General features: G+C 72.5%; 19 protein-coding genes. 6 read left to right on the forward strand and 13 right to left on the reverse strand.

What is annotated here, in order from left to right; genetic code table 11:
* Positions 1–72 precede the first annotated feature (72 nt).
* From MTQ12_RS02405 to MTQ12_RS02420, 4 genes are all read left to right on the forward strand, one after another.
* Positions 73–468, forward strand: coding sequence for a TOBE domain-containing protein (locus tag MTQ12_RS02405; protein ID WP_247423682.1), 396 nt, complete (start codon positions 73–75; stop codon positions 466–468).
* Positions 469–604: 136 nt separating this feature from the next.
* Complete coding sequence (modA, locus tag MTQ12_RS02410) at positions 605–1,366, forward strand: molybdate ABC transporter substrate-binding protein (RefSeq protein ID WP_247423684.1); 762 nt, start codon at positions 605–607, stop codon at positions 1,364–1,366.
* Complete coding sequence (locus MTQ12_RS02415; protein WP_247423686.1) at positions 1,363–2,157, forward strand: ABC transporter permease; 795 nt, start codon at positions 1,363–1,365, stop codon at positions 2,155–2,157. Before modA ends, MTQ12_RS02415 begins: the two co-directional genes overlap by 4 nt.
* Positions 2,154–2,891: an ATP-binding cassette domain-containing protein gene (locus tag MTQ12_RS02420; protein WP_137320041.1), complete on the forward strand. Its 738-nt coding sequence runs from the start codon at positions 2,154–2,156 to the stop codon at positions 2,889–2,891. The genes MTQ12_RS02415 and MTQ12_RS02420 overlap by 4 nt, the downstream gene beginning before the upstream one ends.
* 122 nt (positions 2,892–3,013) lie before the next feature.
* On the opposite strand, the gene argH is transcribed toward MTQ12_RS02420, so the two are convergent.
* From argH to argC, 8 genes are all read right to left on the reverse strand, one after another.
* Positions 3,014–4,432, reverse strand: coding sequence for an argininosuccinate lyase (argH, locus tag MTQ12_RS02425; protein WP_247423688.1), 1,419 nt, complete (start codon positions 4,430–4,432; stop codon positions 3,014–3,016).
* Between the two features lie 170 nt (positions 4,433–4,602).
* Positions 4,603–5,817 carry an argininosuccinate synthase gene (locus MTQ12_RS02430; protein WP_247423691.1) on the reverse strand — a complete coding sequence of 405 codons (1,215 nt, stop codon included), beginning with the start codon at positions 5,815–5,817 and terminating at the stop codon, positions 4,603–4,605.
* Between the two features lie 93 nt (positions 5,818–5,910).
* Complete coding sequence (locus MTQ12_RS02435; protein ID WP_137320044.1) at positions 5,911–6,444, reverse strand: arginine repressor; 534 nt, start codon at positions 6,442–6,444, stop codon at positions 5,911–5,913.
* A 1-nt stretch (position 6,445) separates the two neighbouring features.
* Positions 6,446–7,381 carry an ornithine carbamoyltransferase gene (gene argF, locus MTQ12_RS02440; protein ID WP_137320045.1) on the reverse strand — a complete coding sequence of 312 codons (936 nt, stop codon included), beginning with the start codon at positions 7,379–7,381 and terminating at the stop codon, positions 6,446–6,448.
* Positions 7,378–8,589 (reverse strand): acetylornithine transaminase, encoded by a 1,212-nt coding sequence (locus MTQ12_RS02445; RefSeq protein ID WP_137320046.1) that lies wholly within the window; start codon positions 8,587–8,589, stop codon positions 7,378–7,380. The genes argF and MTQ12_RS02445 overlap by 4 nt, the downstream gene beginning before the upstream one ends.
* Entirely contained in the window at positions 8,586–9,611 is a 1,026-nt protein-coding gene (argB, locus tag MTQ12_RS02450; RefSeq protein ID WP_247423693.1) for an acetylglutamate kinase, read from the reverse strand. Before argB ends, MTQ12_RS02445 begins: the two co-directional genes overlap by 4 nt.
* Positions 9,608–10,768 (reverse strand): bifunctional glutamate N-acetyltransferase/amino-acid acetyltransferase ArgJ, encoded by a 1,161-nt coding sequence (gene argJ, locus MTQ12_RS02455; protein WP_247423695.1) that lies wholly within the window; start codon positions 10,766–10,768, stop codon positions 9,608–9,610. The genes argB and argJ overlap by 4 nt, the downstream gene beginning before the upstream one ends.
* Entirely contained in the window at positions 10,765–11,838 is a 1,074-nt protein-coding gene (gene argC, locus MTQ12_RS02460) for an N-acetyl-gamma-glutamyl-phosphate reductase (protein WP_247423697.1), read from the reverse strand. The genes argJ and argC overlap by 4 nt, the downstream gene beginning before the upstream one ends.
* A gap of 79 nt (positions 11,839–11,917) precedes the next feature.
* On the opposite strand from argC, the gene MTQ12_RS02465 reads away from it, so the two are divergent.
* The gene (locus MTQ12_RS02465; RefSeq protein ID WP_247423699.1) at positions 11,918–12,889 is read left to right on the forward strand and encodes a quinone oxidoreductase; all 972 of its coding nucleotides are present in this window, start codon (positions 11,918–11,920) and stop codon (positions 12,887–12,889) included.
* Positions 12,890–12,988: 99 nt separating this feature from the next.
* On the opposite strand, the gene MTQ12_RS02470 is transcribed toward MTQ12_RS02465, so the two are convergent.
* Positions 12,989–13,801, reverse strand: a complete 813-nt coding sequence (locus MTQ12_RS02470; protein WP_175406981.1) for a LysE family translocator — start codon at positions 13,799–13,801, stop codon at positions 12,989–12,991.
* Positions 13,802–13,958: 157 nt separating this feature from the next.
* On the opposite strand from MTQ12_RS02470, the gene MTQ12_RS02475 reads away from it, so the two are divergent.
* Positions 13,959–14,897: a LysR family transcriptional regulator gene (locus MTQ12_RS02475; RefSeq protein WP_175406982.1), complete on the forward strand. Its 939-nt coding sequence runs from the start codon at positions 13,959–13,961 to the stop codon at positions 14,895–14,897.
* Here the strand turns inward: MTQ12_RS02475 and MTQ12_RS02480 are convergent.
* The 4 genes from MTQ12_RS02480 to pheS are packed head-to-tail and all read right to left on the reverse strand — an operon-like array spanning position 14,890 to position 21,310.
* The gene (locus MTQ12_RS02480) at positions 14,890–16,875 is read right to left on the reverse strand and encodes an AarF/UbiB family protein (protein WP_247423701.1); all 1,986 of its coding nucleotides are present in this window, start codon (positions 16,873–16,875) and stop codon (positions 14,890–14,892) included. The genes MTQ12_RS02475 and MTQ12_RS02480 overlap by 8 nt on opposite strands.
* A 55-nt stretch (positions 16,876–16,930) precedes the next feature.
* Positions 16,931–17,755, reverse strand: coding sequence for an SDR family oxidoreductase (locus MTQ12_RS02485; RefSeq protein ID WP_247423703.1), 825 nt, complete (start codon positions 17,753–17,755; stop codon positions 16,931–16,933).
* A 4-nt stretch (positions 17,756–17,759) separates the two neighbouring features.
* Positions 17,760–20,267, reverse strand: coding sequence for a phenylalanine--tRNA ligase subunit beta (gene pheT / locus MTQ12_RS02490; RefSeq protein ID WP_247423705.1), 2,508 nt, complete (start codon positions 20,265–20,267; stop codon positions 17,760–17,762).
* A complete protein-coding gene (pheS, locus tag MTQ12_RS02495) occupies positions 20,267–21,310 on the reverse strand; it encodes a phenylalanine--tRNA ligase subunit alpha (RefSeq protein WP_247423707.1) in 1,044 nt (347 codons plus the stop codon). The genes pheT and pheS overlap by 1 nt, the downstream gene beginning before the upstream one ends.
* Positions 21,311–21,339 lie beyond the last annotated feature (29 nt).

A 21,339-nucleotide genomic window follows, 5' to 3' on the forward strand; every position in this document is an offset into this window, starting at 1 on the left:
GCGGTTCCGGGAGCAGAGCCCCGGGCACAGCGGCACGGGCACAGCGACCCGAACAGAGAGCAGGTGGATGCGGTGGCACTGCTGCGCGTCTCCCAGGCGGCGACGTTCCTCGGCGTGAGCGACGACACGGTGCGCCGCTGGATCGGCGCCGGCCGGCTCACCGCGCGGACCGACGACAGCGGGCGGGCCGCGGTGTCCGGCACCGAGCTCGCCGAGCTCGCCCGCGCCGAGGCGGTGCTCCCGCCGCAGCCCGAGTCCTACGGCTCCTCGGCCCGGAACCGATTCGTCGGCCTCGTCACCCGGGTCGTCGTCGACGGCGTCATGGCCCAGGTCGACATCCAGGCCGGCCCGCACCGCGTGGTCTCGCTCATGTCGCGCGAATCCGTCGAGGAGCTCGGCCTCGAGCCCGGGGACGTCGCCACCGCCAGCGTCAAGGCCACGCAGGTCGTCGTCGAGGTGCCCCGCTGAGCAGAGACTCGCGCCTGAACGGATCCGCAGATGCGGACTTCTTGCTCGACTCGATCCGCAGATGATGATCTTCCCCGTATGATGCGGTCATGGCCGCGGCGCCGGAACCGCGGCACGGACCCGGGGAGCTGAGGACATGGCGCGACATGCAGCGGGCGCACTCCTCGCTCTCCTCCTGCTCGCCGGGTGCGCCACCGGCGCGCCGTCCGGATCCGAAGGATCGACCGGCCCGCTCACCGTGGTCGCCGCCGCCTCGCTCACCGAACCCTTCACCCGGATCGCCGAGGACTTCGAGGCCGACCGCCCGGGAACCGCGGTCGAGCTGAGCTTCGCCGGTTCGGCCGACATCGTCGCGCAGCTGGGCCAGGGCGCACCCGCCGATGTCGTCGCGACCGCCGACGAGCCGACGATGGACCGGCTGGTCGCCGAGGAGCTGCTCGCCGCGGATCCGGAGATCTTCGCGTGGAACACGCTGACGATCGTCACCGCCCCGGGCAACCCGCACGGCATCTCCGGCCTGTCCGACCTCGCCCGCGAGGAGCTCGCCCTCGTCGTCTGCGCACCCCAGGTGCCGTGCGGCGCAGCGACGCGGACCGTGCTCGACGCCGCCGGCGCCTCCGTGTCCCCGGTGAGCGAGGAGACCGCGGTGACCGGTGTGCTCACCGCCGTGCGGACGGGCCAGGCCGATGCCGGGCTCGTCTACGTCACCGATGCGCTGAGCGCCGCCGGTGAGGTCGAGGCCGTCGCGTTCTCGGAGAGCACCGAGGCCGTCAACCGGTACCCGATCGCCGTCACCGCAGGGTCGGCCGGGTCCGAGGCGGCCCGCGCCTTCGTCGAGCACGTGACCTCCCCGGGCGGCCGCGCGGTGCTCACCGCAGCGGGGTTCGGCGCCCCATGACCCCGGCGACGCGCAGCGGGATCCGGCTGCCGGCCTGGCTCGCCGTCCCGGCAGTGCTCGGCGCCGGCCTCGTCGGGCTGCCGCTCATCGGTCTCCTCTCCTGCGTCGACCTCGGCGGCCTCGCCGCGCTCCTCGGCTCCCCCGCCTCCCGCGAGGCGCTGCGGCTGTCGCTGCTGACCTCGCTCGCTGCGACCGTGCTGTGCGTGCTCCTCGGGGTGCCGCTCGCACTCGTCCTCGCCCGTGCCGCGTTCCCCGGGCGGCGGATCGTGCGCACCGTCGTCCTCCTGCCGATCGTCCTCCCGCCGGTGGTCGGCGGCATCGCGCTGCTCTCGACGTTCGGGCGGATGGGGCTGCTCGGCGCCGCGCTCGAGGCCGGAGGCATGCGGATCGCCTACACCTGGGTCGCGGTCGTGCTCGCACAGACCTTCGTGTCGCTGCCGTTCATGGTGCTCACGCTCGAGGGCGCGCTGCGCTCGCACGACTCCCGGTACGAGGAGGTCGCCGCCGGGCTCGGTGCCTCGCCGGGGTACACGCTGCGCCGGGTGACGCTGCCGCTGCTGACCCCGGCGCTCGTGTCCGGCACGGTCCTGTGCTGGGCCCGGGCGCTCGGCGAGTTCGGGGCGACGATCACCTTCGCCGGCTCCCTCCAGGGCAGCACGCGCACCGTGCCGCTCGAGGTGTACCTGCTGCGGGAGACGGATCCGGACGGTGCGGTCGCGCTCTCCCTCGTCCTCGTGCTCGTCGCCGCCGTCGTCGTCGGGCTGCTGTACCGGCCGGGGCGGCAGGCATGACGCGGGCGGAGCGCCGGGCGGCGGCTCCCGCGCTCGAGCTCGCGTTCTCGGTGCCCGAGCGCGGGCTCGACATCGCGTTCACGGTGCCGGCCGGGTCGACGACGGCACTCATCGGCGGCAACGGCGCCGGCAAGTCGAGCACCTTCGCCGTGCTGTCCGGGCTGCTCCGCCCGGCACGCTCGCGCGTGGTGCTCGGCGACACGACGCTCAGCGATTCCGCCGCCCGGCGCTGGCGTGCGCCGCACGCGCGCGGGGTCGTCCAGCTCATGCAGCACCCTCTGCTCTTCCCGACGATGTCCGTGGCCGACAACGCGGCCTTCGGCCTGCAGGCGGCGGGCACCCCGGCGGCTGCGTCCCGGGCTGCGGCCCGGGACATGCTCGCGCGGGTGGGAGCCGGAGAGCTCGCCGAGCGGCGGCCGGGCCGGCTGTCCGGCGGGCAGGCGCAGCGGGTCGCGATCGCCCGCGCCCTCGTCACCGATCCCGCGCTGCTCCTCCTCGACGAGCCGTTCGCCCAGCTGGACGGCGGATCCGCGGCGGAGATCAGCGGGCTGTGCGCACAGCTGCTCATCGGGCGCACCGCGCTCCTCATCACCCATGACCCGGTCGAGGCGCACGCGCTGACCGACCGGGCCGTCGTCCTCGACGCGGGCCGGGTGGTGCAGACGGGCACCTGGGAGGACATCGCACGGGACCCGGCGACCCCAGTGGCGCACCGGTTCGTCGCGGGTCGCTAGGGGCGGGCGCCTCGGGCACCGCATGGCGGCACCGCATGGCCTCGGGCACGGCATGGCCTCGGCACGGCATGAGAACGGCGCGCCGACCACGGGGTCGACGCGCCGTTCCTGCAGGGCCCGGGTCAGCGGGTCGTGGAGTCGGCGAAAGCGCGCAGCCGTGCCGATTCCGCCTGCGCGCGCTCGAGCTGTTCGGCGACCGCGCTGCGGGCGGTGCCGCCCTTGGAGCTGCGGGAGTCGATCGAGCCGTGGGTGGTGAGAACCTCGCGCATGGCCGGCGTGAGGTGCTCGGAGATGCCGGCGTAGTCCTCGTCGCTGAGGTCCCAGAGCTCGACGTCGCGGGACTCGGCGAGCTTGACCGCGGCACCGGAGAGCTCGTGGGCGACCCGGAACGGCACCCCCTGGCGGACGAGCCACTCGGCGATGTCGGTGGCGAGCGCGAAGCCGCGCGGCGCCAGGTGCTCCATCTTCTCCGTGTTGAAGGTCAGCGTGGCGACCATCCCGGTGAAAGCCGGCAGGAGGAGGTTGAGGGTGTCGGCGGCATCGAACACCGGCTCCTTGTCCTCCTGCAGATCCCGGTTGTAGGCGAGCGGCATCGCCTTGAGGGTCGCGAGCAGCCCGGTGAGGTCGCCGATGAGGCGGCCGGACTTGCCGCGGGTGAGCTCGGCGACGTCGGGGTTCTTCTTCTGCGGCATGATCGACGAGCCGGTGGAGAACGCGTCGTCGAGGGTGACGAAGGAGAACTCCTTCGTCGCCCACAGGATGATCTCCTCGCTCAGGCGCGACAGGTCGATGCCGATCATCGCGGAGACGAAGGCGAACTCGGCGAACACGTCGCGCGAGGCGGTGCCGTCGATCGAGTTCTCCACCGAGTCGGCGAAGCCGAGCTCCGCGGCGACGGCCTGCGGGTCGAGGCCGAGCGAGGACCCGGCGAGCGCGCCGGAGCCGTACGGGGAGACCGCGGCGCGGCGGTCGAAGTCGACGAACCGCTCGACGTCGCGCAGGAGCGGCCAGGCATGGGCGAGCAGGTGGTGGGCGAGCAGCACCGGCTGGGCGTGCTGGAGGTGGGTGCGCCCGGGCATGGGCACCTCGCGGTGGGCCTCGGCCTGGTCGATGAGGGCGTCGACGGTGTCGAGGACCGCGCCGGCGATGAGCCGGGCGTTGTCGCGCAGGTACATCCGCCCGAGGGTGGCGATCTGGTCGTTGCGGGAGCGCCCGGCGCGGAGCTTGCCGCCGAGCTCGGGCCCGGCGATCTCGAGGAGGCCCCGCTCGAGCGCGGAGTGGACGTCCTCGTCCGATTCGGCGGCGGTGAACTCGTGGGCGAGGACCTTCTCCTCGAGGGTGTCGAGGGCGGCGATCATGCCGTCGAGCTCGGCGTCGTCGAGCAGGCCGGCCCGGTGGAGCACGCGGGCGTGGGCGCGCGATCCGGCGATGTCGTAGGCGGCGAGTCGCCAGTCGAAGTCGGTGGACTTGCTCAGGGCGGCGAGCGCCTCGGCGGGGCCGTCGGCGAAACGGCCGCCCCACAGGCTGATGCGTTCGGACACGAGGTTCCCTTGCTGTCGGAGTGCGGGCAGATGGTCGGAGTGCGGGCAGGTTCCAGGGCACGGGCGGTGCCCCGCAGGGCGCGGCCGGTGGTGCGGTGCCGCGCCCTACGGGCGAGAGTGCGATTTCCGGCGGTTCCGCTCTCAGGAACCTTCGGAAATTGCACTTCGGGTCAGAGGCGGACGCCCTTGTCGAAGCGGTGGTCGCGTGCAGCGGCCTGCTTCGAGGACAGCCCGTAGATGTCGATGAAGCCGCGGGCCGAGGACTGGTCGAAGCTGTCGCCCTCGTCGTAGGTCGCGAGGTTGAAGTCGTAGAGCGAGGTCTCCGAGCGGCGACCGGTCACGGTGGGCCGCCCGCCGTGGAGCTCCATCCGGATGTCGCCGGACACATACTCCTGCGTCTGGTCGATGAACGCGTCGAGGGAGCCCTTGAGCGGCGAGAACCACTGGCCGTCGTAGACGACCTCGGTCCAGCGCTGGTCGACGAGCTTCTTGAACCGGGCCTGCTCGCGCTCGAGGGTGATGTTCTCGAGCTCGCGGTGCGCGGCGATGAGCGTCATCGCGCCCGGCGCCTCGTAGACCTCGCGGCTCTTGATGCCCACGAGCCGGTCCTCGACGATGTCGATCCGGCCGATCCCCTGGGCGCCGGCGCGCTGGTTGAGCTGCTCGATCGCCTCGAGCGGGGTGACGACCTGGCCGTCGATCTTCACCGGGATGCCCTTCTCGAAGGTGATGGTGACCTCGTCGACCGGCGGCGGGAAGGCCGGGTCGTCGGTGTAGTCGTAGACGTCCTTCGTCGGGCCGTTCCAGATGTCCTCGAGGAAGCCGGTCTCCACCGCGCGACCCCACACGTTCTGGTCGATGGAGAACGGGTTGTTCTTCGTCGTGACGATCGGCAGGTTGTTCCGCTCGGCGTACTCGATGGCCTTCTCACGGGTGAGCGCGAGGTCGCGGACGGGGGCGATGCAGGTCATGTCCGGGGCGAGCGAGGTGATGCCGACCTCGAAGCGCACCTGGTCGTTGCCCTTGCCGGTGCAGCCGTGGGCCACGGTGGTGGCGCCGAACTTCCGGGCGGCGGTGACGAGGTGCTTGACGATCACCGGGCGGGACAGCGCGGAGACGTTGGGGTAGGCGTCCATGTACAGCGTGTTGGCCTTGAGGCCGGGCATGCAGTACTCCTCGGCGAACTCGTCGCGGGCGTCGGCGACATAGGCCTCGACGGCCCCGCAGTCGAGTGCGCGCTGGCGGATCGTCTCGAGGTCCTCGCCGCCCTGACCGACGTCGACGGCCATCGCCACGACCTCGGCGCCGGTGGCCTCCTGGATCCAGCCGATCGCGACCGAGGTGTCGAGTCCGCCGGAGTAGGCGAGCACGATGCGTTCTGTCATGGGGTTCTCCTTGTTCGTTCGTGGTGGGTCTGATGTCTGGGTGTCGGCGCCCGTGCCGTGGGCCGGACCGCGGGAGCCGGTCCGGCTGCCGGATCAGGGGCCGTCGGCGGCGAGCGTGAGGAGGAGCTCGGCGAGCTGCTCCCCCCGGCGGCCGTCGCCGGCGATGACGAGCACCGTGTCGTCTCCTGCGATGGTACCGAGGACGCCGGGGATCACGGAGCGGTCGAGCGCGGAGGCGAGGTACTGCGCCGCGCCGGGAGGGGTGCGCAGCACGACGAGGTTCTCCGAGCTGGTGACGGTGACGAGCAGCTCCTCGAGGAGGCGCTGGAGCTTCGCATCGAGCACCTCGCCCTCGCCTGCGCGCTGCAGGCTGCGGTCGCCGCCCTCGCCGGGCACCGCGTAGGCCGATCCGGTGCTCGTGCGGACCTTGACCGCGCCGAGCTCGGCCATGTCCCGCGACAGCGTCGCCTGCGTGACGCTCACCCCGCGCGCGGCGAGCAGCTGCATGAGCTGGGTCTGCGAGGTGATCGACTCGCGGCGGATGATGTCGACGATGAGCTGCTGGCGGGCGGTCTTCGTCGCCGGGGACACGGCGTGGCCCTCGTCGAACTGTGCGGCGGCGGCCATCTCAGTGCTCCAGCAGCCAGGTCAGCAGCGCCTTCTGCGCGTGCAGCCGGTTCTCCGCCTCGTCGAACACCACCGAGTGGGGTCCGTCGATGAGCTCGGCGGTGATCTCCTGCCCGCGGTAGGCCGGCAGGCAGTGCATGACGAGCGCCTCGTTCGACAGCGCGTGGAGCGCCGCGTCGAGGCGGTAGGCGGCGAACGGCGACTCCTCCCCGGAGCGGCCCTCGTCGTCCTGGCCCATCGACACCCAGGTGTCGGTGACGAGGACGTCGGCACCGGTCGCGGCCTCCCGCGGGTCCTCGGTGACGAGCACGGAGCCGCCGGTGACCGCGGCGAGCTCCTGCGCCTCGGCGAGCACTCCCGGGTCCGGGTGGGAGCCGGCCGGAGCGGCGATCCGCACGTGCATCCCGGCGTTGACGCCGGCGAGCGCGTAGGAGTGGGCCATGTTGTTCGCCCCGTCCCCGAAGTACGCGAGCGTGAGCCCGGACAGTCCGTTGCCCGTCCCGGTGTGCCGGTGCTCGCGGATCGTGAGGAGGTCGGCGAGGAGCTGGCACGGGTGGTAGTCGTCGGACAGTGCGTTGATCACCGGGGCCGAGGAGTGGGCGGCCATCTCCTCGAGCCCGGACTGGGCGAAGGTCCGCCACACGATCGCCGCGACCATGCGCTCGAGGACGCGCGCGGTGTCGGCGACCGACTCCTTGTGCCCGAGCTGGGACTCCCCCGGGTTGATGATGAGCGGGCTGCCGCCGAGCGCGGCGATGCCGGTGGCGAAGGACACCCGGGTGCGGGTGGAGGTCTTGTCGAAGATCACCGCGACCGTCTGCGGTCCAGCGAGCGGCCGGGCGGAGTACGGTGCGGCCTTGAGCTCCGCGGCGAGGTCGAGGACCTCGGTGAGCTCTGCGGGGGCGAGGTCGGTGTCCTTGAGGAAATGGCGGGTCATGCGGCGGTCCCTCCTGCGGTGTCGAGGATGGCGGGCAGGGCGTCGAGGAATTCCCCGAGCTCCCCTTCCGTGATGGTGAGCGGCGGCGCGATGCGCAGCCGGGTGTCGGTCACCGGGTTGACGATGAAACCGGCGTCGAGCGCGGCCTCGGCGACGGCCTTGGCGTTGCCGGCGGTGAGCTCGAGTGCGATGAGCAGCCCGGCCCCGGACACCGCGGCCACACCGTCGATGAGCCGCAGCCGGCCGGCGAACTCCTGTCCGAGACCGCGCACCGCCGGCAGCAGGCCCGCGCGCTCGATCGTGGTGAGCACCGCGAGCCCCGCGGCGGTGGTCACCGGGTTGCCGCTGTAGGTGGAGCCGTGCTGGCCGGGGACGAGCAGACCGGTGACCGCGTCCCCGAAGGTCAAGGTGGCTCCGAGCGGCAGCCCGCCGCCGAGGCCCTTGGCACAGGTGACGATGTCCGGCACGATCCCCTCGCCGAGGTCCGGGTCCTGGAATGCGAACCAGGACCCGCAGCGACCGATCCCGGTCTGCACCTCGTCGAGGATGAGCAGGGCGCCGGCGGAGCGGGTCGCCTCCCGGGCGGCACGCAGATAGCCGGCCGGGTGGCGGCGCACGCCGGCCTCGCCCTGGATCGGCTCGATGATCACGGCCGCGCAGGTGTCGTCGACCTCGCGGCGCAGCGCCTCGATGTCGCCGTGGGGCACGTGGACGACCCCGGGCACGCCGGGGGCGAACGGGGCGCGGAACGCCTCCTTGCTCGTCATCGCCAGGGCACCCATGGTGCGGCCGTGGAAGCCGCCGGCGACGGCGACGACCTTCGACCGGCCGCCGCCGGCGACCCGGCGGGACATCTTGAGTGCGGCCTCGTTCGCCTCGGCCCCGGAGTTGCAGAAGTACACGGCGGAGCCCTGCGGCGCTGCGGCGACCTCGAGGAGCTTCTCGGCGAGCGCGATCTGCGGCTGCGAGGCGAAGTAGTTCGACACCTGGCCGAGCGTGGCGACCTGATCCGACACCGCCTCGACGAGCGCAGGGTGGGCGTGGCCGAGGGCGTTGACCGCGATTCCGGCGAGCAGGTCGAGGTACTCCTTGCCGGTCTCGTCCCACACCCGGGCACCCTGTCCGCGCACGAGCAGGCGCTGCGGGCGGCCGAGTGCGGGCAGGATCGAGCCGGAGTGGTGGGTGCGCCAGTCGGCGGACTGCGTCATGGGGTCTCCTCGGTGCCTTCGGGGCCGTCAGCGCTGCCGTGGCCGCCGGTGGCGCCGCGGTCGTCGGTGCTGTCGTGGCCGTCGTGCATGGTCGCCTGCGGGGTGTCGGCGGCCTCGTGGACCATGGTGCCGATGCCCTGCGTGGTGAAGATCTCGAGCAGGATCGAGTGCGCCATCCGGCCGTCGACGATGTGCGCCTGGCGCACCCCGCTGTCGACGGCGTCGAGCGCGGCGGTCATCTTGGGGATCATCCCGGAGTCGAGGCGCGGCAGCAGCGCGCGCAGCTCCTCGGGGGTGATCTGCGAGATCAGGCTGTCCTTGTCCGGCCAGTCGCGGTAGAGGCCGGGGACGTCGGTGAGCATGATGAGCTTGTCGGCCTGCATCTCCCGGGCGATCGCGGCGGCGGCGAGGTCGGCGTTGATGTTGAGCGGGGTGTCGGCCGCGCCGCCGAGCTCGGCGGCGATCGAGCAGATCACCGGCACGCGGCCGGCGTCGAGCAGCTCCTCGAGCACCTGCGTGTTGACCCGCCGGATCTCGCCGACCCGGCCGAGGTCGACGGTCTCGCCGTCGACCACGGTGGTCGTCGGCACGGCGAGGAGGAGGTCGGCGTCCTCGCCGGAGAGCCCGATCGCGGCGTCGCCGTTCATGTTGATGCGCGACACGATCTCCCGGTTGACCTGCCCGGCGAGCACCATCCGGATGACCTCGGCGGCCTCCGGGGAGGTCACGCGCTGGCCGCCGCGGAACTCGCTGGGGATCTGGAGACGTTCGAGCATGCGGGAGATCTGCGGGCCGCCGCCGTGGACGACGATCGGGCGCAGCCCGGCGAAGCGGAGGAACGCGATGTCGTCGGCGAAGGCCTGCTGGAGCTCGTGGGAGACCATCGCGTTGCCGCCGTACTTGATGACGATCGTGGCGCCGGCGAAGGTCTTGATCCACGGCAGCGCCTCGGTCAGGGTCTCGGCCTTGGCCTGGGCGCGCACAAGGCGCTCTGCTGGGGTGGGGTGCTGGCGTGCGGTCATGTCGAGTACGCGCTGTTCTCTTCGACGTAGTCATGGGTGAGGTCCGAGGTGAGGATCGTGCCCTCGGCGGTTCCGGCGTGGAGGTCGATCTCGACGACGACGCGGCGGTCGAAGAGCACCTCGGAGGGATCCGCCCCCGGGCTCGAGGCGACGCACACCGGCACGCCGTTGAAGGTCACGTCGATCGCGTCGGGCTCGAACTGTGCCGAGGTGATGCCCACCTGCGCGACGACGCGGCCCCAGTTGGGGTCCTCGCCGAACACGGCGGCCTTGAACAGGTTGGACCGGCCGACCGCGCGGGACACCTCGAGGGCCTGCTCCTCGGAGAAGGCGCCGCGGGTGGTGATGACGATGTCGTGGCCGGCACCCTCGGCGTCGATGTGGAGCTGGTGGGTGAGGTCCTCGCAGGCCTCGGTGAGCAGCGCGGTGAATTCGCCGGTGTCGGCCCGGTGGCCCGAGGCCCCGGAGCTCATGAGGATCACCGTGTCGTTCGTCGACATGCAGCCGTCGGTGTCGAGCCGGTCGAAGCTCCGTGCGGTCGCGGTGCGCAGGGCGGCGTCGAGCTCGGAGGCGTCGAGGACCGCATCGGTGGTGAGGACGACGAGCATCGTGGCGAGCCCCGGGGCGAGCATGCCGGCTCCCTTCGCCATCCCGCCGATCCGGTAGGCGGTGCCCTCGCGCTCGACCGTCTTGGGCACGGTGTCGGTCGTCATGATCGCCCGCGCGGCGGCCTCACCGCCGGCCGGTGCGGCCTGCGCGGTCTCGGCGAGCGCGGGGAGGCCGGCGAGGATCCGGTCGCGGAAGTCCTGCCCGCCGACGCCGATGAGCCCGGTCGAGCACACGAGCACGTCGAGCGCGTCGATGTCGAGGAGCTCTGCGGTGCGCTCTGCGGTGGCGTGGGTGGTCTCGAAGCCGAAGGAGCCGGTGTAGCAGTTCGCTCCCCCGGAGTTGAGGACGACGGCGCGGGCGCGGCCGTCGGCCGAGGCCTGCTGGGACCACAGCACCGGGTTGGCCCTGCACCGGTTGGAGGTGTAGACGGCGGCGACGGCATCGGATTCCCCGGTGTTGTGGACGAGGGCGAGGTCCGGGGTGCCGCTGGGCTTGAGGCCCGCGGTCGTCGCGGCAGCGGCGAAGCCGCGGGGGTAGGTCACGCTCATGGGGCGACTCCTTCGGTGGGCAGGGCGGTGGACTCCGGGAGCCCGAGGGCGAGGTGGGCGGACTGGAGTGCCTGGCCGGCGGTGCCGCGCACGAGGTTGTCGAGGGCGACGGAGACGAGCACGGTGCCGGCGCGGGCGTCGACGGCGCACTGGAGGTGCGCGGTGTTCGCCCCCGTCGTCGCCGCGGTGTGGGGCCACTGCCCGGCCGGCAGCAGGCGGACGAAGCGCTCCGCGGAGTAGGTGCGCTCGAACACGGACCGGACGTCCTCATCGCTCGCCTCCGCGGTGAGCGGGGCGGACAGCGTGGCGAGGATGCCGCGGGACATCGGCACGAGGGTCGGGGTGAAGGAGATCCGCACGCCCGGGTCGTCGACGGGGCGGCCGAGCACGCCGGCGAGGTTCTGCTCGATCTCCGGGACGTGCCGGTGGGTGCCGGCGGTGCCGTAGGGGCTCGCGTCGCCGAGCACCTCGGCGGCGAGCAGGTGGGGCTTGAGCGCCTTGCCGGCCCCGGACACGCCGTTGGCGAGCACCGCGGTGAGCCGGGTCGGGTCGACGAGCCCGGCGGCGAGCAGCGGCTGCAGGCCGAGCGTGACGGCGGTGACGTTGCAGCCGGGGACCGCGATGCGCCGCGTGGCGCGGAGCCTTTCGCGCTGCCGGGTGCCATCGGCGAGCAGGAGCTCGGGCAGGCCGTAGGTCCAGGTGCCGGGGTGCTCCGAGCCGTAGAAGGCCTCCCAGGCGCGCGCGGACTGCAGGCGGTGGTCGGCGGCGAGGTCGACGATGACGGTGTCCGGGGAGGACTCGGCGAGCTCGGCGGCGATCCGGCCGGAGGCGCCGTGCGGCAGCGCGAGGACGACGACGTCGTGTCCGGCGAGGACCGCGGCGGTCGACTCCTGCACGGTCATGTCCGCGTAGGCGACGAGGTGGGGCTGGTGCTCCCCGAGCCTGCTCCCTGCTGTCGAATGGCCGCACACGGTTGTAACGTGAAGGTCTGGATGCCCGCTCAGGAGGCGCAGGACCTCGCCCCCGGCGTACCCGGTGGCCCCTGAGACGGCGACAGTGAAACCTGACATATGTATAACGATACATCACACACGGTAATTATTCATGCCGGTGTCCGCGGCCGACGGCCGCAGTAGAGGAGGCACTCCCATGCACGCTGTCCACGCCACCCGCAAGGGCGGACCCGAGGTCCTCGAGTACGTCGAGGTGCCGGACCCGAGCGCAGGTCCCGGCGAGCTGTTCGTCGCCGTCGAGGCCGCCGGCATCAACTTCATCGACACCTACCGCCGCTCGGGCATGTACCCGATGGACTTCCCGCACATCGTCGGCGTCGAGGGCGCCGGAGTGGTCGAGGCCGTCGGCGAGGGCGTCACCGGGTTCACGCCTGGCGACCGGGTGGCCTGGCACGATGCGCACGGCTCCTACGCGGAGAAGGTCGCCGTGCGCGCGGACATGGTCATGCGGGTGCCGCACGGCGTGTCCGCCGAGGCCGCAGCCGCGATCCCGCTGCAGGGGCTCACCGCGCAGTACCTCGCGACCGGCTCGCACCGGATCGAACCGGGCCAGACCGCGCTCGTCCACGCCGCCGCCGGCGGAGTGGGCCTGCTGCTCACCCAGATCATCAAGCACCTCGGCGGCCGGGTCATCGGCACGGTGGGCACCGAGGAGAAGGCGAAGCTCGCCCGGGGCGCCGGGGCCGACGAGGTGTTCCTCTACGGCGAGGGCGTCGACATCGCCGCGAAGGTGCGCGAGCTCACCGACGGTGCCGGCGTCGACGTCGCCTACGACGGGGTCGGGAAGGACACCTTCGACGCCTCGCTCGCCTCGCTGACAGTGCGCGGCTCGATGGTGCTGTTCGGTGCGGCCTCCGGTGCCGTGCCGCCCTTCGACATCCAGCGGCTCAACTCCTCCGGCGGGATCTTCCTGTCCCGGCCGTCGCTCCAGTGGTTCGTCACCAACCCCGAGGAGCTCGCCGAGCGCTCGGCGATGCTCTTCGACGGCCTGGAGAACGGCTGGCTCGACTTCCGGGTCGGGTCGACCTTCCCGCTCGCCGAGGCCGCCGAGGCCCACCGCGCGCTCGAGGGGCGGCGGACCACCGGCAAGGTCGTCCTCCTGCCCTGAGCCAGTCCCGAATCCACCGGGGTCCGGGAGCGGACGCGATGAGAGGCCGGTCGGTGCAGGTGCACCGGCCGGCCTCTCCGCGTTCCGCGCGCGGGCGCGTCAGAGGAACGGGATCGAGAGTCCGAGAAGGACGAGCACCCCGCCGGACACGAGGTCCATGGCGAGCGCGCCGCGCCTGCCCTCGAGCCGGCGGCCGAGCCCGGCGGCGGTGGCGACGAGGAGGAGGGAGTAGAGCGCGAACACCGCGACGATGGTGAGGACGAGGACGGCGATGAGACCGATCCCCTGCTCGCTCGGGAGGAACGCGGGGAACAGCGCGAGGAAGAACATCCCGGTCTTCGGGTTCGTCAGGCTGCTGAGCAGTCCGACCGGGAACGGCGAGCGGCGGCGGTCGACGCCGCGGCCGCTCGTCGCGGTCTCGACGGACGGGTCGGTGGGGTCGAGGATGACCTCGCCGTCGGGAGCGGCGATCCCGGCATGGACCTCACCGCTCGTCGTCACGGGCACGAGGGCCGGAGCGGAAGCGGGGGCGCCCGGGGCCGCCGCGGTCTCCTGGGCACCGGCGCCGCCCGCTGCGACGAGCACCGCGCGGACGGAGGCGGTGCGGGAGCGGAGGGCGCGCTCCGCGGTCCAGACGCCCCACAGGGTGCGCACGCCGAGGAACGTCAGGTAGATGCCGCCGCACACCGCGAGGACGGTGCGCGCCGTCGGATGGCTCTGGAGCAGGGCGGCGATCCCGGACAGCGCGAGGATCGCCCACACGGTGATGCCGCACGCGGCCGCGGAGGCGTAGACGATCCCCCGGCGGAACGACTGCGCGCCGTAGCGGATGGTGAGAAAGGTGTCGGGCCCCGGCGTCACCGCGAGGATGAGCGCCGCTCCGAGGAAGGCGATGAACTCCGCGCCGGTCATGCGTCCGTGCGTCCTGCGTGCATGGCTGTGGGCCCTTTCGTCATGGGAGAGCGCCCGCACGGTCCGGCGGGCGCCCGGTCCAGGATGCACCGCCGCGACCATTCGCGTCCACCCGACTGTTCCTGATGATCATTCGGTTCTGACTTATGATCGTTCCATGCAGAATCTCCACCGCCTCCGGGTGTGGCGCGCGGTCGTCGCGAGCGGCTCCGTGCAGCAGGCCGCGCGCAATCTCGGGAACTCCCCCGCGACGGTGAGCCAGCACATCATCGCGCTCCAGCGCGAGGTCGCAGCCCCCCTCTACCGCCGGGACGGCCGCGGCATCGCCGTCACCGAGGCGGGGCACGCGCTCGCCGCCCGCTCCGAGGCCCTCCTCGCCGAGGCGGCCGACCTGCAGACGTTCGTCGACCGGCTCGCGGCGGGGCCGGCGACGCGGCTCACCCTCGGCAGCTTCTCCTCGGCGACGACGGTGTGGCTGCCCGATGTCCTCCGCGCCGCCCAGCTCCGCTTCCCCGGTCTCCACATGGAGATCCTCGCCAACGAGCCCGCACCGCCCGGCGAGCGCGCCTTCGCCGACATCGAGGTGCGCGCGGAGTCCGGTCTCGCAGATCCGGTGCGGATGCGCGGCCACGATCGCGACGAGCTCCTCGACGACGCGTACGTCGTCGTCACCGAGGCCGACCACCCGCTCGCGCAGGCCCCGGAGGTGCGGATGGCCGAGCTCGCCGAGCACGCGCTCGTCGACCTCCATGTGCAGGGCAGTCCGTCCGGCGAGGTCATCGACGAGGCGGCCCGCGCGGCCGGGCTCGACCTCCGCTACGCGGCCGGCGCCGACGACCACCACGGAGTGCTCGCGATGGTCGCGGCGGGAATGGGGGTCACCGTGCTGCCGCTGCTCGCCACGCTCGACCTGCCCGCCGGGCTCGTCGTGCGCCCGCTCCTCGATCCCACACCCGTGCGCCGGATCGCTCTCCACGTCCGCCAGACGATGTCGGCCCTGCCCCACGTCGTATTCCTCCGCCGGGAGATCGGCCGGGTCGCCCGGGCCTACGCGGAGGACCTCGCCGCCCGGGGCCCGCAGGGGACGGCTATCTGAATCTGCGCTCGCGCAGCGCCGGGGCGAGGACGACCGCGGAGAGCACGAATCCGACGAGGAGCACCCACGCGCCGAAGTACGTGAACAGGCGCAGGTCCGGGGCGAGCGGCGGCCCGAAGTCCGCCGTCATCATCATCACGCCGCCGAGGATGAAGGCGGTGGCGATGATGACCTGGATGAACTGGTCGACCGTCGAGCGCACGAGGTTCTTGATGAGGTCGATGTTGAGACCGCTCGTGCCGATGTCGAGCGTGCCGTCCTGGAGGTGCTTGACCACCCGGCTGAGCTCGACCGGCAGGCTGGCGAGCACCGGCAGCGTCGACCCGACGTAGAGGGTGAGGTTCTCCGCCGACTCCGCGAGGTCGCGGGATTCGCGCATGAGCTCGTCCGCGTGCTCGCGGACCATGTCGAGGAGATCGATGGACGGGTCGAGGATCCGCAGGCTGCCCTCGAGGGTGCTGATGGCGCGGAAGGCGTTCGCGACGGCGGACGGCATCTCGAAGCCCTGCGCCATGACGAACTCGAGGAGCTCCCCGAACAGCGCCGAGGAGCCGGCGGGCATGCCGCCCTCGAACTGGAGCATGATCTGGCCGATGTCGCGCTGCATCGACCGCAGGTCGATGCCCACGGGAGTGCCGAAGATGTCCAGCACGGCGTTCATCGCGGCCTCGGAGTTCTGGTGCTCGAAGGCGAGGAGGAGCAGGGTGATGTCGCGCCGGTCGCGGCGATCGATCCGGCCGACGCTGCCGAAGTCGATGAGCCCGGCCCGGCCGGAGGTGTCGATCATGATGTTGCCGGCGTGCAGGTCGGCGTGGAAGATCCCCTTGATGAGCACCTGGCGGGCGACCATGAGGAAGAGGTCGCGGGCGATGTCTGCCCGCGCGATGTCCGACAGGCCCTCGAGCACGGGGCCGGCCTTGGCCAGCGGGACCCCGCGGATCCGTTCGAGGACGATGACCCGCTCACCGCTGAGCTCGGGATAGACCTGCGGGATCCGCACGACCGAGTCCTCGAGGTGAGACGTCGCGTTCCGCAGGGCGATGGTCTGCCGCAGCTCGCCGCGGTAGTCGAGCTCCTCGGCCAGGGTCTCGAGGAAGCCGCGGGCGATCGCGGTGACCCCGATCGAGCGCGCCCAGCCGGCGGTGCGCTCGAGCCGTTCGGCGAGCGTCATGACGATGTCGGAGTCCGCTCGCACCTGCCGGCGCAGCTTGGGGCGCTGGACTTTGACGACGACCTCGGTGCCGTCGAAGGCGACCGCGCGGTAGACCTGGGCGACCGAGGCGGCGGCGAGCGGCACGGTGTCGAACTCGGCGAACACCTCGTGGACGGGGCGCCCCCACGCGGATTCGAGCTCGGCGCGGATGTCCTCGAAGGGCACGGCGGGGACGTCGGACTGGAGCTTCGAGAACTCCTCGACGAACTCCGGCGGCACCATGTCGGCGCGGGTGGCGACGAACTGCCCGAGCTTGACGAAGGTCACCCCGGCGGCGGCGAACGCCTCCGCGGTGGTCTTCGCGATCTCGCGGGTGGACACGCGCAGCGTCGGGATCCGCGGACGCATGTACCGTGCGAGCCCGTACCGGAGGAGGATCCGCTGGATCTGGGAGAGCCGGCTCACCCGGCGGTACCAGACCGGGACGCGCGTGGCGGAGCGGAGGAGGTGGGTGAAAGAGCCGCTGGGGAGGACGAGCTCGATCGCGAGGAGGATCGCCATCTGGACGACGACGAGCCAGGCGAACACGAGGAGGAACACCATGACGGCGGGGAAGCTCATCTCGATCCACGGGATGTCGCCGTCCTGGGAGATCCCGAACATCTCGAAGGCCTGGAGGGTGATCGGCCACAGCGACATGCCGATGACGAGGGAGACGATCGTGTTGCGCAGCGCGCCGGTGCCCACGGTGATCGTGCGGCGGACGAGCACGCCGACGACGACGGCGTTGAGGAGCCCGAGCAGGATCGACCAGAGGATATTCACAGGACCACCTGTCGTGTCGGGGCGGGTCGGGTCGGACCCAGCCTACCGGTCCGGATCAGCCCTCCCGGGGATCGAGGCGGAGGCGGCGGGTGTTCGCCGCGAGGCCGTCGGCGGCCGCGGCGAGGGACTCCGGGGTGTCGACCCCGGCGCGCACATAGCGCCCGGACCAGGCGTCGAGCCAGCCGCCGGCGAGCGCGAGCGCGAGGTCGACGAGGGCGGCCGGGGAGGTCCAGTCGTCTCCGGTGCGCCGGTCGTGGATCGGCATCGAGCGGGTCATGTCGGATTCGATGACGCCCGGGGACATCTCGAAGATCCGCAGCCCGCGCTCCCAGCCGAAGTGGTGCACGGAGTCGGCGAGTCGGAACAGGGCCGCCTTCGACGCGGAATAGGCCGCGTACTGCGGGGTGCCGGTGGCGCCGGAGCCGGAGTTGAGGTCGATGATCCGCACCGGTTCCCCGGTCGCGGCGGCGACATCGAGGAGATGGGGGACGAACCGGTGGACGACGAGGAACGGGCCGATGGTGTTCGTCCTGATGACGCGGACGAGGTCGGCCGGATCGGCCTCCCAGACCGGGCCCTCGGTCGATTCGATGACCCCGGCGTTGTTGACGAGCACGCCGAGCCGGATGCCGCGCTCGGCCTCGAGACCGGTCACCGTGTCCAGCAGTGCCGCGACGCTCTCAGGGTCCGCGACGTCCAGCCGCACTCCGAGCACCGTGGCCCCGGTCTGCTGCGCGATCTCCGCGGCCGCGCGCTCGGCACCGGCGGCGGACGTGGCGGTGAGGAGCACCGGATGCCCGGCGGCGGCGAAACCGGCCGCGAGGTGGCGGCCGATCCCCCGGCTGCCACCGGTGACGAGGACGAGCGTGGAGTCATTCATCGGCTCAGCTCCTCACCTCGGCGCCGAACCGCTGCGCGGCGACGGCGGTGGCGGCCTCGCGCAGCGCGGAGGCCTCGTCGGCGGTGAGCGTGCGGTCCGCGGCACGGAAGGTCATCCGGAACGCCAGGGACTTCCGTCCCTCGGGCACCTGGTCACCGGTGTAGACGTCGAACACCTCGAGGGTCTCGAGCTCCGCACCCGCCCCGTCCCGCAGGGCCCGTGCGACCTCGGCGGCCGGGGTGTCGGCGGCGACGACGAGCGCGACGTCCTGGCGGGACACCGGGTAGGAGGACAGGACGCCGGCCCAATCACGGGAGTCCTCCTGGCCGAGCAGCGCGTCGAGGTCGATCTCGAAGGCCACGCTGCGCTTCGGCAGGCCGAGGTTCTCGAGCACCTTGGGGTGGAGCTCCCCGGCGTGGCCGAGCACGGTGCCGTCGGCGAGCACGAACTCCGCGCACCGCCCCGGGTGGAACGGCGCCCGGCGGGCTGCGCGCACCTCGGCGCCGAGACCGCACGCCGCGACCATCCGGCGCACTGTGTCGATGACGTCGGCGGCCTGGGCGGCCCGTCCGGCACCCCAGGTGCCGGGCAGCTCCGCGCGGCCGGCGATGACTCCGGCGTAGTGGAAGGGCTGGGGCGGGACGGAGTCGCGGATCGCCGCGAGCTCGTCGGCGCTCGGGTGGTAGCCGGGCTCGAACCGCAGCCCGGGTTCGGGCGCGCGCTCGGGCAGGGTCACCATGCCGGCCTCGAACACCGCGACGTCCTTGAAGCCGCGACCGGTGTTGCGTGCGACGGCGTCGACGAGCGTGGCGAGCAGGTGGGTGCGCATGAGCGGCTGGTCGTCGGCCATCGGGTTGGCGAGCCGCACGGCCCGGCGGCGGGCGTCGTCGGCGGGCAGGAGCAGCTCATCGCTGCGCTTGTCCGAGGTGAACGGGTAGGTGAGCACCTCGGTGTAGCCGAGCCCGGCGAGCAGGTTCGACAGGCGCCGGCGGGCCCGCTGCGCGGCGGTGAGGCCGCGGCCGCCCGGGGCCTGGGGCAGCACCGAGGGGATGCGGTCGTAGCCGCCTGCCCGGGCGATCTCCTCGACGAGGTCGATCGGATCGGTGAGGTCGGAGCGCCATGTCGGCACGGTGACCTGCGCGGTGTCGCCGCTGACCTCGACGTGCGCGCCGATCGCCTCGAGCAGCCCGGTGACCTCGGCCGGCGAGTAGTCGACCCCGACCTTCCGGGCGGCCAGATCGAGCGGCAGGGCGATGGTGCGGGCGGCGGGCGCCTCGCCTGCGACGGTGGTCGCCGGGTCGAGGGTGCCGCCGCCGAGCTCGACGAGGAGCTCCGCGGCACGCTGGGCGGCCACCGGGCCGAGTGCCGGGTCGACGCCGCGCTCGAAGCGGCGCGAGGCCTCCGAGGGCAGCCGGTGCCGGCGGGCGGTGCGGGCGATCGAGACCTCGTCGAAGTGCGCGGCCTCGAGGAGGATGTTCCGGGTGGTCGCGGACACCTCGAGCGCGGCGCCGCCCATGACGCCGGCGAGCCCGATGATGCGGGAGTCGCCGTCGGACTCGTCGGTGATGAGGAGATCCTCGGGATCGAGCGTGCGGGCGACGTCGTCGAGCGTGGTGAGCGTCTCCCCGGCACGCGCGCGCCGCACGACGATGCGCTCCCCGAGCAGGTCGAGGTCGTAGGCGTGGAGCGGCTGGCCGAGCTCGAGCATGACGTAGTTCGTCACGTCGACGGCGAGGCTGATGGGGCGCATCCCGGCCTCGAGGAGCCGGCGCTGCATCCAGAACGGGGTGCGCGCGCCCGGGTCGATGTCGCGGACGATGAGCGCGGTGAAGCGCGAGCAGCCGGGCACCCCGTGGATCGGAGCGTCGTCGGCGAGGTCGACCGGGAAGCCGTCGGCGGTGGGCTCTGCGACCGGGCGGTCCGCCGGATCGCGGAACGCCTGGCCCTTGAGCATCGCGTACTCGCGCGCGATGCCGCGGATCGAGAGCTGGTAGCCGCGGTCGGGGGTGACGTTGACGTCGAGCGTGGTGCGGTCGAGGCCGAGGAGTGCCGCGGCGTCGTCACCGGGCTCGCCGGTGAGGCCGAGCGCGGTGAGCACGATGATGCCGTCGTGGTCCTCGCCGAGACCGAGCTCGCGCAGCGAGCAGATCATGCCGTCGGACACGTGGCCGTAGGTCGTGCGCGCCCCGATCCGGAAGTCGCCGGGCAGCACGGCACCAGGGAGCGCGGCGACGACGAGGTCGCCTGCGGCGAAGTTGTGGGCGCCGCACACGATGCCGCGCGGCTCGTCCTCCCCGACGTCCACCTGGCACCAGTTGATCGTCTTGCCGTTGGAGTGCTCCTCCGGTTCGAGCGCGAGGACGCGGCCGACGACGAGCGGGCCGGACACCTCGGGACCGAAGAAGTCCTCCTCCTCGAGGCCGATGCCGGCGAGGTCGGCGGCGAGCTGGTGCGGGTCGTCGACGACGGTCAGGTCGACGTGCTCGGAGAGCCATTCGAGTGGGACGCGCATCAGGCGTTCACCCCGAACCGGGCGGAGAAGCGGAGGTCGCCCTCGACCATGTCGTGCATGTCGTTGATCCCTTCCTGGAGCATGAGCGTGCGCTCGATGCCCATGCCGAATGCGAAGCCCTGGTACTCCTCGGGGTCGATCCCGGCGGCGCGGAGCACGTTGGGGTGCACCATGCCGCAGCCGCCCCACTCGATCCAGCCGGGACCGCCGACCTTGTTCGGGAACCAGAAGTCCATCTCAGCGCTCGGCTCGGTGAAGGGGAAGAAGCTCGGGCGCAGCCGGGTGTGGGACTCGGGTCCGAACATCGCGCGGGCGAAGTCGTCGAGCGTGCCCTTGAGGTGCGCCATGGTGAGGCCGCGGTCGATCGCGATGCCCTCGATCTGGTGGAACACCGGGGTGTGGGTGGCGTCGAGCTCGTCGGTGCGGAAGACCTTGCCCGGGCACACGACGTAGAGCGGCACGCCGCGCTCGAGCAGCGAGCGCGACTGCACCGGGGAGGTGTGGGTGCGCAGGACGAGGGCGGCGGCCTCCGGGTCGAGGAAGAAGGTGTCCTGCATCTGCCGGGCGGGGTGGTCGGGGCCGAAGTTGAGGGAGTCGAAGTTGAGCCATTCGGCCTCGACCTCGGGGCCCTCGGCGACCTCCCAGCCGTGGGCGATGAAGTGGTCGGCCACGCGCTCCTGGAGCAGCTGCAGCGGGTGGCGGGCGCCGGTGGAGCGGCGAGCGGTGGGGAGGGTGACGTCGATGGTCTCGGCGACGAGCACCTCGGCCTCGCGCTGCTCCTCGAGCTCGGCCAGCCGGGCGTCGTGGGCGCGCTTGACTGCGCCGCGGGACTGCCCGACGAGCTTGCCGGCCTGGGCCTTCTCCGCCTTGTCGAGCTGCCCGATGCCGCGGTTGGCCAGTGCCAGCGGGGAGCGGTCGCCCATGTGATCGATCTTGGCGGCCTTGAGCGCGTCGAGGGTGTCGGCGGCGGCGAATGCGGCGGCCGCGGCGTCCACTGCGGCGGCGATCGCGGTCTCGTCGCGCGGATCGAGGTGCTCTGTCATCGGCCTTCTTTCTCTCGTGGTGAACCGAC

This window comes from Brevibacterium sp. R8603A2, assembly GCF_023072605.1.
GTDB lineage: Bacteria > Actinomycetota > Actinomycetes > Actinomycetales > Brevibacteriaceae > Brevibacterium > Brevibacterium pityocampae.

What these genes read in the sequence shown, in the direction of transcription:
- modA (WP_247423684.1), top strand. Translation starts at nt 605, where the DNA reads ATGGCGCGACATGCAGCGGGCGCACTCCTCGCTCTCCTCCTGCTCGCC.
- MTQ12_RS02415 (WP_247423686.1), top strand. Translation starts at nt 1,363, where the DNA reads ATGACCCCGGCGACGCGCAGCGGGATCCGGCTGCCGGCCTGGCTCGCC.
- MTQ12_RS02420 (WP_137320041.1), top strand. Translation starts at nt 2,154, where the DNA reads ATGACGCGGGCGGAGCGCCGGGCGGCGGCTCCCGCGCTCGAGCTCGCG.
- MTQ12_RS02430 (WP_247423691.1), bottom strand. Translation starts at nt 5,817, where the DNA reads ATGACAGAACGCATCGTGCTCGCCTACTCCGGCGGACTCGACACCTCG.
- MTQ12_RS02435 (WP_137320044.1), bottom strand. Translation starts at nt 6,444, where the DNA reads ATGGCCGCCGCCGCACAGTTCGACGAGGGCCACGCCGTGTCCCCGGCG.
- argF (WP_137320045.1), bottom strand. Translation starts at nt 7,381, where the DNA reads ATGACCCGCCATTTCCTCAAGGACACCGACCTCGCCCCCGCAGAGCTC.
- MTQ12_RS02445 (WP_137320046.1), bottom strand. Translation starts at nt 8,589, where the DNA reads ATGACGCAGTCCGCCGACTGGCGCACCCACCACTCCGGCTCGATCCTG.
- argB (WP_247423693.1), bottom strand. Translation starts at nt 9,611, where the DNA reads ATGACCGCACGCCAGCACCCCACCCCAGCAGAGCGCCTTGTGCGCGCC.
- argJ (WP_247423695.1), bottom strand. Translation starts at nt 10,768, where the DNA reads ATGAGCGTGACCTACCCCCGCGGCTTCGCCGCTGCCGCGACGACCGCG.
- argC (WP_247423697.1), bottom strand. Translation starts at nt 11,838, where the DNA reads ATGTCAGGTTTCACTGTCGCCGTCTCAGGGGCCACCGGGTACGCCGGG.
- MTQ12_RS02465 (WP_247423699.1), top strand. Translation starts at nt 11,918, where the DNA reads ATGCACGCTGTCCACGCCACCCGCAAGGGCGGACCCGAGGTCCTCGAG.
- MTQ12_RS02470 (WP_175406981.1), bottom strand. Translation starts at nt 13,801, where the DNA reads ATGACCGGCGCGGAGTTCATCGCCTTCCTCGGAGCGGCGCTCATCCTC.
- MTQ12_RS02475 (WP_175406982.1), top strand. Translation starts at nt 13,959, where the DNA reads ATGCAGAATCTCCACCGCCTCCGGGTGTGGCGCGCGGTCGTCGCGAGC.
- MTQ12_RS02485 (WP_247423703.1), bottom strand. Translation starts at nt 17,755, where the DNA reads ATGAATGACTCCACGCTCGTCCTCGTCACCGGTGGCAGCCGGGGGATC.
- pheT (WP_247423705.1), bottom strand. Translation starts at nt 20,267, where the DNA reads ATGCGCGTCCCACTCGAATGGCTCTCCGAGCACGTCGACCTGACCGTC.
- pheS (WP_247423707.1), bottom strand. Translation starts at nt 21,310, where the DNA reads ATGACAGAGCACCTCGATCCGCGCGACGAGACCGCGATCGCCGCCGCA.